The organism is Arthrobacter sp. Y3221159, assembly GCF_059089885.1.
The window spans coordinates 74,742-86,650 of sequence record NZ_JBNHFC010000007.1; the positions used below are offsets into that span (position 1 = coordinate 74,742).

The window sequence follows — 11,909 nt, forward strand, 5'->3', positions numbered from 1 at the left end:
GCAGCCCCGGCAGCACGGGCATGTCATCCTCTGGTGAAAATCGACGTCATGAACGGGGTGTAAGCCGAGCCTGTGCCATCAGCGCCGGCATTTTCAGCGCTCCCTCCGCCGGGTTGCGTCTTGGAAGGCTCGCGTGACCTCAATTCCGTGACATGAGTCAGCACGTCGCCGTCGAGGCGCACGGAGTGGCGGGTCCAGCCGGCACTGCCGTGGCGCTCCACCCGGAGCACACCCCCGCGCCATGTGCAGCGGTCCGGAGCCGCCGGCACCGGTTCTGTCGTGTCCGCGTGGTACCAGAGAACATCAGGGTGGTCGGGGTCCACCGTGAACATTCCGTGGCCTTCGAAGTGCGTCCCGTCCGGCTCCCGGTGGCTATAGGTCTGCACAACGCCGAAGCCACTCGCCACCCGCCGGTAGGTAACGTCCGCCTCCACCGTACGTTCTGGCCCCCACGGGCCGGCAGCCAGGCGCGTGCTCCCCCGCCAGCGGCCGAGGAGCCCGCGCAGCGCAGGATGGTCGGCAGGATGGACACCGGTGGGACGGCCGCCGGCATGCGCCGCAGCAGCATCCCTGGCAACGGAACGGGTGTCGGCGGAATGGGCGTCGGCGGAATGGCCGCCGGCGGCGTTGATGTCGGCGGGGTTGATGCTGCCGGGGTCGTCTTGGCCGGTGTTGTCCGTGCCCGGCAGGGGTTCGTCCACGCCCTTCACCCCTTACCGCAAGGCGTCAGCCCTCTGCCGAACGCCGGATGCGCTCATCCTATGCCCAGGCACGAATGTGGCGGCAGGGGTCAGAGTCCGAAGGTTTCCGTCTCCTCGAAGGGGCCGACGACGGTTACGGTCCGCGGTGCGGCGGCAAGTTCGGCTGCAAGGTCCTGAACCTGCTCGGCCGTGACGGCCTTGATCAGGCGAAGGGTTTCGTCGATGTCCTGGTATTCCCCGGAAACCAGTTCGGCGCGGCCCAGCCGGGACATCCGTGAACCGGTGTCCTCGAGGGCCAGGACGATGCCACCGCCAAGCTGTCCTACCGCCTTGCGGAGCTCCTCGTCGGAGATCCCGTGCTCGGCGAGCTTGTCCAGCTCAACAGCCAGCAGGTCCAGCACCTGCCGGACTTTGGACGGGGTGCACCCTGCGTACATACCGAAATAGCCGGCATCCGCGTAAGAGGAAGCGAAGGAGTAGGTGGAGTACACCAGGCCCCGCTTTTCACGGATCTCCTGGAAAAGCCGGGAGGACATGCCCCCGCCCAGGACAGCGTTCAGGACGCTCATGACGTAGCGTCGCTCGTCAGTGGCAACAATGGTGGGACAGCCCATGATGATGTTGGCCTGCTCGACGGCGCGCTTGACCACATGCAGCCCGGCGGTACCCGTGATGAGCGAGGGCTCGGTGGAACGCCGCTTAACCGGCGAAGCGCTGGCCTCGAGCGACCAGCCGGCTGATTCCAGTGCGGTGATGACGAGGTCGCACACCACGTCATGCTCCAAGCCGCCGGCAGCCGTAATCACCAGTTCGTCCGGCCGGTAGTAGCGGCGATAGTGCTCCCACACGGAGTCGCGGGCCACAGCCTTGATCGCGGCAGGCGTTCCGCCGATGGGACGGCCCAGGGGGTGGCTGCCGAGCACGGCGGATACGAAGTGCTCATGCGCGACGTCCGTTGGATCATCGCTGTCCATGGCGATCTCTTCGAGGATGACGTCCCGTTCCTGCTCCATCTCAGCGGGGTCGATGACCGCACCGGTGATCATGTCCGCAATCACGTCGATGGCCATCGGCAGGTCGGTATCGAGCACCCGGGCGAAGTAGCAGGTGCTTTCCTTGGCGGTCGCGGCGTTTGATTCCCCGCCCACCTCATCGAACGCTGACGCGATCTCCAGGGCCGTGCGGCGCTTGGTGCCCTTGAACAGCAGGTGCTCAAGGAAGTGCGTGGACCCGTGCTGGCCGGGGGCCTCGTCGCGGGAGCCAACGCCCACCCAAAAGCCGATGGTGGCTGACCGCTGCCCCGGCATGGCCTCCGTCAGCACCCGCACTCCCCCGGGCAGCACGGAACGCCGGACTTCGGAGCCGCCGTCGGAACCGTGGACCAGGGTGTCGCCGCGGTGGTTCTGCTCAAGAGGCAGGGGTACAACAGTCATTGAGGCCTTTCAGGACGGGCAGCCGGATCTGGCTGCCATCGTAACAGCGGCGGGGCCGGTGGATCATCCACCGGCCCCGCCGATTCATTGCTTCTGCCGGAGACCGGAGCTGTTAGACCTCGGCGCCTTCAGCAGGTTCCGTGGTGTGGGCGCGCTCGGTCTCAGCCGCACCTTCCTCCTCGGCCACCACAGGGGCGAGCGAGAGCTTTCCGCGGTCGTCGATCTTGGTGATTTCCACCTGGACCTTCTGGCCGACGGAAACCACGTCATCCACGTTGTCCACGCGCTTGCCGTTGGCCAGCTTGCGCAGCTCGGAGATGTGCAGGAGGCCGTCCTTGCCCGGGGTCAGCGACACGAACGCACCGAAGGTGGTGGTCTTGACGACCGTGCCCAGGTAACGCTCGCCGATCTCGGGGACCTGCGGGTTGGCAATGGCGTTGATGGCGGAACGTGCTGCCTCGGCAGACGGACCGTCGGTGGCGCCAATGTAGACCGTGCCGTCGTCCTCGATGGAGATGTCGGCGCCGGTGTCTTCCTGGATCTGGTTGATCATCTTGCCCTTGGGGCCAATGACCTCACCGATCTTGTCCACGGGGATCTTCACGGCGATGACGCGCGGTGCGAACTCGGAAAGCTCATCCGGGGTGTCGATCGCCGAGTTGATGACCTCCAGGATGTGCAGGCGTGCTTCGCGGGCCTGCTTAAGGGCTGCTGCCAGCACCGATGCGGGAATGCCGTCGAGCTTGGTGTCCAGCTGGATGGCTGTGACGAACTCGGAGGTACCGGCAACCTTGAAGTCCATGTCACCGAAGGCATCTTCGGCGCCGAGGATGTCAGTCAGGGCTGCGTAGCGGGTCTGGCCGTCCACCTGGTCGGAAACCAGGCCCATGGCGATGCCGGCGACGGCGGCCTTCAGGGGCACACCGGCGTTCAGCATGGACAGGGTGGAGGCGCAGACGGAACCCATCGACGTCGAACCGTTGGACCCGAGGGCCTCGGATACCTGGCGGATGGCGTACGGGAACTCCTCGCGGGACGGCAGGACCGGCACGAGGGCGCGTTCTGCCAGGGCGCCGTGGCCGATTTCGCGGCGCTTGGGCGAGCCCACGCGGCCGGTTTCACCGGTGGAGTACGGCGGGAAGTTGTAGTTGTGCATGTAGCGCTTGGTCTTCACCGGCGACAGCGAGTCGATCTGCTGCTCCATCTTGAGCATGTTCAGCGTGGTGACACCCATGATCTGGGTCTCGCCGCGCTCGAAGATCGCCGAACCGTGGACGCGGGGCAGGACCTCGACCTCAGCCGTGAGCTGGCGGATGTCGGTCAGGCCGCGGCCGTCGATGCGGATCTGGTCCTTGAGGATGCGCTGGCGCACAACGTGCTTGGTGACCGAGCGGAATGCTGCGGACAGTTCCTTCTCGCGGCCTTCGAACTGGCCGGCCAGGTTGGCCAGGACTTCGTCCTTGAGGGCGTCAGCTGCGTTCTCGCGCTCCTGCTTGTCCGCAATCTGGAAGACAGCGGTCAGCTTCTCGATGGCTGCGGACTCCACGGCGGCGTAGACGTCGTCCTCGTAATCGAGGAAGACAGGGAACTCGACTGTCGGCTTGGCAGCGCGGGCGGCGAGGTCGGCCTGGGCGTCGCAGAGAGCCTTGATGAACGGCTTGGCAGCCTCGAGGCCCTCGGAAACAACCTCTTCGGTGGGGGCGGTGGCGCCCTGTTCCTTGATGAGGGCCCAGGAGTTGTCCGTGGCTTCGGCTTCGACCATCATGATGGCGACGTCGTCACCGGCAACGCGGCCGGCAACAACCATGTTGAACACGGAGTTTTCCAGCTGCGAGTGCTTCGGGAAGGCAACCCACTGGGAGCCGTTTTCGTCGGCAACCAGGGCAACGCGGACGCCGCCGATGGGCCCGGAGAAGGGCAGGCCGGACAGCTGCGTGGACATCGAGGAGGCGTTGATGGCCACCACGTCGTACAGCTCGTCGGGGTTGATCGCCAGGACGGTGACCACGATCTGGACCTCGTTGCGCAGGCCCTTGATGAAGGCGGGGCGCAGCGGGCGGTCCATCAGGCGGCAGGCCAGGATGGCTTCGGTGGACGGGCGTCCTTCACGGCGGAAGAACGAGCCCGGGATGCGTCCGGCGGCGTACATGCGCTCTTCGACGTCAACCGTCAGCGGGAAGAAGTCAAAGCCTTCGCGCGGGTGCTTGCCGGCCGTGGTGGCGGACAGCAGCGCGGTGTCTTCGTCGATGTACACCATGGCGGCACCGGCAGCCTGCTTGGCGAGGCGGCCGGTTTCGAACCGGACCACGCGCTTGCCGAAGCGGCCGTTGTCGATGATTGCTTCTGAGAACTGGATTTCGGGACCCTCCAAGAGAGTCACCTCCGTTTCTGTTTTACGGAAGTCCAGCCGCATCAACCTGGCCAGCATCTGTCTACTGGCCCTGCACCCGGTCATCGATCGAGACCCACGGGCCGGGACTTCAGTCGCTGAAGCCTTCCCGGGGATCACTACCGAGGACCGCGAATGCGTGATGCGGTTGATCCTCCTGTTTAGTTTTGATTGAAGAAGGCGGCCCGTTCCGTGCTGGAAAGGGCCGCCCCCGAAGTCTGACTAGCGGCGCAGGCCGAGGCGCTCGATGAGCGAACGGTAGCGGGCGATGTCGGTCTTCTTGAGGTAGCTCAGCATGCGCTTGCGGCGACCCACCATGGCCAGCAGGCCGCGCTGGGTGTGGAAGTCGTGCTTGTGCTCCTTCATGTGCTCAGTCAGATCCTTGATCCGCTGGGTCAGGACAGCAACCTGGACCTCCGGTGAACCGGTGTCGCCTTCTACGGTTGCGTACTCCTTGATGATGGACTGCTTTACAGCGGCGTCAAGTGCCACAATAACTCCTATGAAATGTGCCGTGAGGGCCCGGTCAGAAAATCACTGCCGGGTCTGCCGCCGGTGCCTGGCCCCGGAAAACCGGGAGGGTCCGAACACGACAGGAACCAGCCGCCACGGACTGCAGCCGGATCCATCGTCAAGTTTACCGGCCCGGGCCTAACCTGTCGAAACAGTCGGTGTCAGTCCCGCAACCGGTCCCGGATGGCCGCCATTCCCTGCAGCACCTCCCGGAAGCTGGTGCTCAGGGGTGAGAGTCCTACCCGGATGCCGCGGGGCGAGCGGAAGTCGGGGATCACGTCGTCATCCCACAGCGACGCCACGGTGGCCTTGGTGAACCTGGGGTGGTCCACGGTGATGTGGCTTCCCCGCTCCCCCGGACTGCGCGGTGTTGCCAGTTCGGCGCCCAGCGGGGCCAGCCAGGCGTCGAAGATTTCGACGGCGAACGCCGTCAGCTTCTCCGACTTCGCCCGAATGGCAGCCATGGACGCTTCCTCGATCAGGTCGAGGGTTCCCCGCATGGCGAGCATTCCGAAGATGGCGGGGGTGCCGCTCAGGAATCCCCGGATGCCTGCCGCCGGCTCATACCCCATGGCCATCTCGAAGGCGTTCTTCCGGCCCATCCAACCCCAGATGGGCTGGTTCAGCGAGGCCAGGTGCCGCTGGTTGACGTAGGCGAACGCGGGAGAACCCGGACCGCCGTTCAGGTATTTGTACGTGCAGCCCGCTGCGAAGTCCACGCCCGCACCGTCGAGGTCAATCTCCACTGACCCCGCGGAATGGCAAAGATCCCACACCACCAAGGCGCCGGCGTCGTGCACTGCCTTGGTGATGGCGGGCAGGTCTGCCAAGTGTCCCGAGCGGTAGGCGATCTGGCTGAGAAGGACGACGGCGGTGCGGGGGCCGGTCGCTTCGCGCACCTGGTCGGCGGTCACCCCGGCGGCGGGGTCGGCTTTGATCCAGCGGAGCGTCAGGCCCTCCTCCAAAGCGATGCCTTCCACCAGGTAACGGTCCGTGGGGAAGTTCTCAGTGTCCAGGACCAGCTCGTTCCGGTCCGGGTCAGCCACCGCGGCCAGTGCAGCCCGGATCAGTTTGTAGAGGACCACCGTGGTGGAGTCCGCGATAATCGTCTGCCCGGGCGCAGCACCCAGCACGGCACGGCCCAGCTGGTCGCCGATGGCCTGCGGCAGGTCCAGCCATTCCTCATCCCACCCGCGGATCAGGCGCCCGCCCCAGCCCTCGCGGATGAACGCCGCGATGTCATCGGCCGTCCGCTTCAGCGGGCGGCCCAGGGAGTTGCCGTCCAGGTAGGACAGCGGGGTGTCGGTGCCGATGAAGTGGCCCCGGTAGCGTCCCAGTGGGTCCTGGCGGTCAAGCTCTTCGGCGCGCTGCTGCAGCGCCACGCCTTCTTCTTCCACCAGGGGCTGCTGCTGTGTGGTCATTGGCCGATCTCCGTCCTGACTGCGAATAACTCCGGGAAGAAAGTGAGTTCGAGGGCCTTTTGCAGGAAGGCGGCGCCGCTGGACCCACCCGTTCCGGTCTTCATGCCGATGGTCCGCTGCACCGTCCGCAGGTGGCGGAACCGCCACAGCTGGAAATTGTCCTCCAGGTCAACAAGCTCCTCGCAGGCCTCGTACGCGCTCCAGTTCTCTGCCGCGTGTTCGTAAATGTGCTTGAACAGCGGTACCAGTTCGGGGGTGAACTCGTGGGCGCGGCTGACATCCCGGTCCAGGACCGAGGCAGGGACGTCGAAGCCGTGCCTGGAAAGGTAGGCGAGGAATTCGTCGTAGATGCTGGGCGCTGCGAGGAGTTCGGACAGCATGGCAGTGGCCTCAGGATCGGATTCGAACACCGGAAGCATCTTGCGGTTCTTGTTGCCCAGGACGAATTCCACGGCACGGTACTGGGCGGACTGGAAGCCGGAGGAGTTGTCCAGGAAGCCGCGGAACTGGGAGTACTCGGTAGGGGTCAGGGTAGCCAGCACGGACCACTGTTCGGTGAGGGTCTTCTGGATGTGTTTGACCCGGGCAATGCCCTTCAGTGCCGAACCCAGGTCATCGTCACGGAGCCAGGCGGCGGCGCTCCGAAGCTCATGCAGCACCAGCTTCAGCCACAGCTCCGTGGTCTGGTGCTGGATGATGAACAGCAGTTCGTCGTGGTGTTCGGGCTTGCTGACCGGCTGCTGGGCACTCAGCAGGATGGGCAGCTGAAGGTAGGAGGCGTAGCTCATCCGGGAACTGAAGTCACGGACAATGCCTTTATCCAGCTTGCGGGTGTTCTTTTCGACGGACACGTACTGCCTTTCCATGCGGACCCCGGCAGCTTCCCGCCGGGACGGATGCAGCGGACCGGATGCGGCGCCCCGGTCTGGTCAACGTCTGGTCAGCGTTTGACCAGGAGGTCGTGGGCCTGGAGCACGTCCAGCTTCATCTGGTCCACCAGTGCTTCAGGCCCACGATAGGCCACCATCCCCCGAAGGCGCGCCACGAATTCCACAACTACTGTCTGGCCGTACAGATCGAAGTCCTCAACGGCCTCCTTGGGCCTGTCGATGACGTGGGCCTCCACCTGGCGGCTGACGCCGTCGAACGTGGGATTGGAGCCCACCGAGATGGCGGCTGGCCAGCGCTTGCCGGCCTGGTCCACAAGCCAGCCCGCGTAGATGCCGTCGGCAGGAATGAGGCCGCTGGCGTTGGAGGCGAGGTTGGCGGTGGGGAAACCCAGGGCCCGGCCGCGGGCGGCGCCATGCACCACTTCGCCGCGCATCCGGTGCCACCGGCCCAGCACGGCAGCCGCCGTGGCGACGTCGCCTTCCTGCAGCGCTTCGCGGACCCACGTGGACGAGCAGCGGCGGTCCTTGCCGTCGTCGTCATGCAGGGGGTAACCCTCGGAGCCGAACTCGCTGATCACCTGGACCTCGAAGCCGAACTTTTCGCCCAGGGCCTTCATGGTGTCCAGGTCCCCGGAATTGCCGCGGCCGAAGCGGGCATCATGGCCGATCACGACGTGGCTGGCGTGCAGGCAGTCCACCAGGTACTGCTCCACGAATTCCTCCGCGGTGAGACTTGCGAGGTCCAGTGAGTACTTCATGACCAAAATCGCGTCCAGGCCCAGCTCCCCGAGTGCCTCCAGCTTGTCGTCCAGCCCCATGATCAACTCGGGGGCGGACTCGGGACGATGGACCAGGGCAGGGTGGGGATCGAAGGTGACCGCTACCGCTTTGGAGCGGGTGAGGCGCGCCGTCCGGATCAGCTGGGACAGCACCTGCTGGTGTCCCCTGTGCACGCCGTCGAAGTTCCCAATGGTGACGACAGATGGGCCGAAGTCCGCCGGGACCTCGGACGGATCGTTCCAGATGTAGACCATCACCCTCGCCTTAGACTGCCTGCAGCATCAACATTCCGCAGCCGGACCGGCCGCGGAACTCTTCAAGGTTACCCGTATTCACCGTGCCCCTTTTCCCGGGGGCCGGCGCCGGTACAGCCACACCAGGCCGAGGATCGGCAGCAGGAGCGGGATGAAGCCGTAGCCGCGGCCGAACAGGGACCACACGGTTTCATGGGGGAACGCCACGGCATCGAAGACGCTCAGCGCCCCCACCACCAGGACGCCCACAAGTTCCACCAGCACGGCGGCGACGGACACTTTGAACCAGGTGCTGCCGGCCTTCGCCAGGGAGACCGTGGCTATCACATAGACCAGGGCCGCGAAGGCGGACAGCAGGTAGGCAAGCGGGGCCTCGGAGAACTTGGTGAGGATCTGGTAGCCGGCGCGGGCAGAGGCCGAAATGGCAAAAACGGCGTAGACGGCGATAAGGAGCCGTCCCGGGCCCGTGTTGCGTGTATTGCGGGAGGTGCCGGCGGGTGCACTGCCGACGGCGGCTGATTGCTGGTCATTCACGTTGCGTGCTTCTTCCACTTCAGTACCAGATCTGGTTCATGCGGGCGGCCATCACCAGGGCCGTCACACCGACGGCGGCCAGGACGAAGTTGCTCCACCGCGTCCGTTCCAGGATGGACCAGTAGACGGCAGCCGGGGGCAGGAGCATGGCCGTGGCAAGGTAGCCCCAGAACTCCCACGCCTCGCCCGCGATGGGTTCCCCGGCGATGACCCGGACGATCGAACCCACAAGATAGACAACCAGGGCGAGTTCCACGGCGGCCACCGAGAGGATGGTGACGTCGTTGGGCGCCTTCTTCATAATGCCGGCCACCAGGCAGATGGCGGTGGACAGCAGGCCAACCGCCAGGATGATCCAGAAATACGCGTCCAACCTAGGCCTCCCCCGCTGCCGCCGCCGTGGGTGCGCCGTTGCCGGGTGCGAACACCAGGACCGGCTTGGCGTAACTGCCGGCGTCAGCAAGCAGTGCCACCAGGCTTCCGTCCGGGGCGAAAGCGGCGGCGGGATGGTCGGGCGTGGCGGCGGAGGGGCTCCCCGGTTCCGCTCCGGCGGCAATGCGGCGGCCGAACGAGATTTCCGTGGTTTCCTCGGGGGTGAGCTCCCGGTTGGGCATCAGCGCCCGCGCCGCCTGGGACATTTCCACGACGTTGAGCTCCTCGGCGAGCTGTTCGAGGGTGCGTGCCTGCTCAAGGGAGTACGGACCAACGTGGGTCCGCCGGAGCGCCGTGAGGTGCCCGCCGACGCCCAAAGCGTTGCCCAGGTCCCTGGCGAGGGCGCGGATGTAGGTACCTGAGGAGCACTCCACCGTTACGTCCACATCCACCACGCCGGCTTCGTCATCCCGGCGGATGCCGTGGACCTCGAAGCGGTGGATGGTGACGGGGCGGGCTGTGAGCTTGACGTCCTCACCGGACCGGACCCGCGCATAAGCACGTTCGCCATTGACCTTGATGGCGCTGACGCTGCTGGGCACCTGCTGGATGTCCCCCGTGAGCGCTGCGACGCCGTCGTGAATCGCCTGCTCGTCCACGGCGGCGGCGGAGGCCGTGGCAGTCACTTCACCCTCGGCGTCGTCCGTCACTGTGGACTGCCCAAGGCGGATGGTGGCCGTGTAGGTCTTGGAGGTGCCCACGATGTAGGTGAGCAGCCGCGTGGCCTTGTTGATGCCGACCACCAGGACGCCGGTGGCCATTGGATCAAGGGTTCCCGCGTGCCCCACTTTCCGGGTCCCTGCGAGGCGCCGCATCCGGCCAACCACATCATGGCTGGTCCATCCCTGCGGCTTGTCCACTATCACCAGTCCAGAAAGCACGCCTACCAGTATATCGGCGCAGGCTGGGGCGCCGGTGCAGGATGGCGGCAGCTAGGATGGCAGGCATGCCCGAGCTTGCCGCCCATGTCCGCGACGTGCCCGTCAACCAGATCCGTGAGATCACCGAGGCGGCGTGGCGCACCCCCGGCGCACTGGTCCTGAGCATCGGGGAGCCGGGCTTCCCGCTCCCCCGCCACGTGCTGGACGCCGGCATGGCGTGCCTGGACCGCGATGAAACGAACTACACCCCCAATGCAGGTATTCCTGACCTGCGCGAAGCCTTCGCCGCCAGGTTCCGGGAACAGCAGGGCGTGGATGTGGGAGCCGACCGGGTGTACGTCGTGGCGGGCGCTCAGCAGGGCCTGCACCTGGCCATGAGCCTGCTGCTCTCCCCCGGCGATGAAATCCTCATCCCCAACCCGGGCTACCCCACCTTCGCGATGACCGGCCGGCTCCTGAACGCCGTGCCCGTGGGGTACCCGCTGTACCCCGGGCATGGATTCCAGCCCCGGCCGGAGGATGTCGAAGCGCTCATTACGGACCGAACCCGGGTGCTGGTGCTGAACTCACCGTCCAACCCGCTCGGTGCCGTCCTGGGCGGGGACCTGACCCGCGAGCTCATGGACCTGGCCCGGCGGCATGATCTCTGGGTCATCTCGGACGAATGCTACGAGGCGTTCACCTACGACGTGCCCCACATCAGCCCGGCAAGGTTCGACGGCGGCACGCCCGGCGAAGCGCGGGTCTTCACCTCCCTGACCCTGTCCAAGACTTATGGGCTCACGGGCCTTCGGGTCGGGGCGCTGGTGTGTCCGCCGGAGTTGAAGCAGCAGATGGACAACGTGATGGAATCCATCGTCTCCTGCGTCGCGGCGCCGCCCCAGTACGCCGCACTCGCTGCCCTCACCGGCCCCCAGGACTATGTGCAGCACGCCCACCGGCACTACCGGGAGAACCGCGACGCCGCCTCCGCAGTCCTTGACGCCAAGGGCATCCCGTACCTCCAGGCCCAGGGCGCCTTCTACCTGTGGGCGGATATGTCGCACGCCAGTGGTGGCGACGTGCGGGCATGGGTGCGCCGGTTCCTGGCGGACGCCGGTGTTGCCCTGGCCCCGGGCACTGCTTTTGGGTCGATCGGCGAGGGCTGGGTCCGGATTGCCCTGTGCGGACGGAAGCAGGAACTGCTGGAGGGGCTATCGCGCCTGCCGGCGAGGCCCGGCCTGGAGTAACGGCCCCGGCCGCTAGCGTGCCGCGCCGCTGAGGGCTCCGTCAAGCCAGGAGCGGAGCACCTCTGCAGGCGCCGCGCCTGCCTGCCGGGCGGCAACCTTTCCGTCCACCAGCACCATCAGGGTGGGGATTGCCTGCACATCGAACCGCCGCGACAGGCCCGGGGCCTTGTCCACATCGACTTTGACCAGCTTGATCCGGCCTGGCCGTTCGCGGGCGAGCTTGTCCAGGACCGGACTCACCATGCGGCAGGGCCCGCACCAGTCCGCCCAGAAGTCCACCAGCACCGGCACGCGTGACCTCTCGGCCACGGCGGCGAAGTCAACATCTCCGGCGTTGACGATCCAGGGCAGCCCGGCCTTGCAGTTGCCGCAGCGCGGCATCCCGGCTGCCTGCGCCGGAATCCTGTTGGTCTTGCCGCAGGAGGGGCAGGCGATGAGTGCGGGTTCCATGC

12 protein-coding genes are annotated in these 11,909 nt (G+C 66.3%); 1 reads left to right on the plus strand and 11 read right to left on the minus strand.

Annotation, left to right across the window (positions count from 1 at the left end; genetic code table 11):
- Positions 1-23 precede the first annotated feature (23 nt).
- The 10 genes from AC5RT3_RS09040 to truB form a co-directional block, all read right to left on the minus strand.
- Complete coding sequence (locus tag AC5RT3_RS09040) at positions 24-701, minus strand: DUF1579 domain-containing protein (RefSeq protein ID WP_494124007.1); 678 nt, start codon at positions 699-701, stop codon at positions 24-26.
- Positions 702-790: 89 nt separating this feature from the next.
- The gene (locus AC5RT3_RS09045; RefSeq protein ID WP_494051564.1) at positions 791-2,134 is read right to left on the minus strand and encodes a M16 family metallopeptidase; all 1,344 of its coding nucleotides are present in this window, start codon (positions 2,132-2,134) and stop codon (positions 791-793) included.
- A 112-nt stretch (positions 2,135-2,246) separates the two neighbouring features.
- Positions 2,247-4,505, minus strand: coding sequence for a polyribonucleotide nucleotidyltransferase (locus AC5RT3_RS09050; RefSeq protein ID WP_494051622.1), 2,259 nt, complete (start codon positions 4,503-4,505; stop codon positions 2,247-2,249).
- 240 nt (positions 4,506-4,745) lie between these two features.
- Complete coding sequence (gene rpsO / locus AC5RT3_RS09055; RefSeq protein WP_494010440.1) at positions 4,746-5,015, minus strand: 30S ribosomal protein S15; 270 nt, start codon at positions 5,013-5,015, stop codon at positions 4,746-4,748.
- Between the two features lie 182 nt (positions 5,016-5,197).
- The gene (locus AC5RT3_RS09060) at positions 5,198-6,457 is read right to left on the minus strand and encodes a kynureninase (RefSeq protein WP_494051563.1); all 1,260 of its coding nucleotides are present in this window, start codon (positions 6,455-6,457) and stop codon (positions 5,198-5,200) included.
- Entirely contained in the window at positions 6,454-7,308 is an 855-nt protein-coding gene (gene kynA, locus AC5RT3_RS09065; protein ID WP_494124041.1) for a tryptophan 2,3-dioxygenase, read from the minus strand. The genes AC5RT3_RS09060 and kynA overlap by 4 nt, the downstream gene beginning before the upstream one ends.
- 89 nt (positions 7,309-7,397) lie before the next feature.
- Positions 7,398-8,381, minus strand: coding sequence for a bifunctional riboflavin kinase/FAD synthetase (locus AC5RT3_RS09070; RefSeq protein WP_494051562.1), 984 nt, complete (start codon positions 8,379-8,381; stop codon positions 7,398-7,400).
- A gap of 78 nt (positions 8,382-8,459) precedes the next feature.
- On the minus strand, positions 8,460-8,915 hold the full coding sequence (locus AC5RT3_RS09075) for a hypothetical protein (protein WP_494051561.1): 456 nt from the start codon (positions 8,913-8,915) through the stop codon (positions 8,460-8,462).
- 19 nt (positions 8,916-8,934) lie between these two features.
- A complete protein-coding gene (locus AC5RT3_RS09080) occupies positions 8,935-9,288 on the minus strand; it encodes a hypothetical protein (RefSeq protein WP_133349922.1) in 354 nt (117 codons plus the stop codon).
- 1 nt (position 9,289) lies between these two features.
- Positions 9,290-10,228 (minus strand): tRNA pseudouridine(55) synthase TruB, encoded by a 939-nt coding sequence (gene truB, locus AC5RT3_RS09085; protein ID WP_494051560.1) that lies wholly within the window; start codon positions 10,226-10,228, stop codon positions 9,290-9,292.
- Between the two features lie 65 nt (positions 10,229-10,293).
- On the opposite strand from truB, the gene AC5RT3_RS09090 reads away from it, so the two are divergent.
- On the plus strand, positions 10,294-11,457 hold the full coding sequence (locus tag AC5RT3_RS09090; RefSeq protein WP_494051559.1) for a pyridoxal phosphate-dependent aminotransferase: 1,164 nt from the start codon (positions 10,294-10,296) through the stop codon (positions 11,455-11,457).
- A 12-nt stretch (positions 11,458-11,469) separates the two neighbouring features.
- Here the strand turns inward: AC5RT3_RS09090 and trxA are convergent, their stop codons facing one another.
- Positions 11,470-11,907 (minus strand): thioredoxin, encoded by a 438-nt coding sequence (trxA, locus tag AC5RT3_RS09095; protein ID WP_494010447.1) that lies wholly within the window; start codon positions 11,905-11,907, stop codon positions 11,470-11,472.
- Positions 11,908-11,909 lie beyond the last annotated feature (2 nt).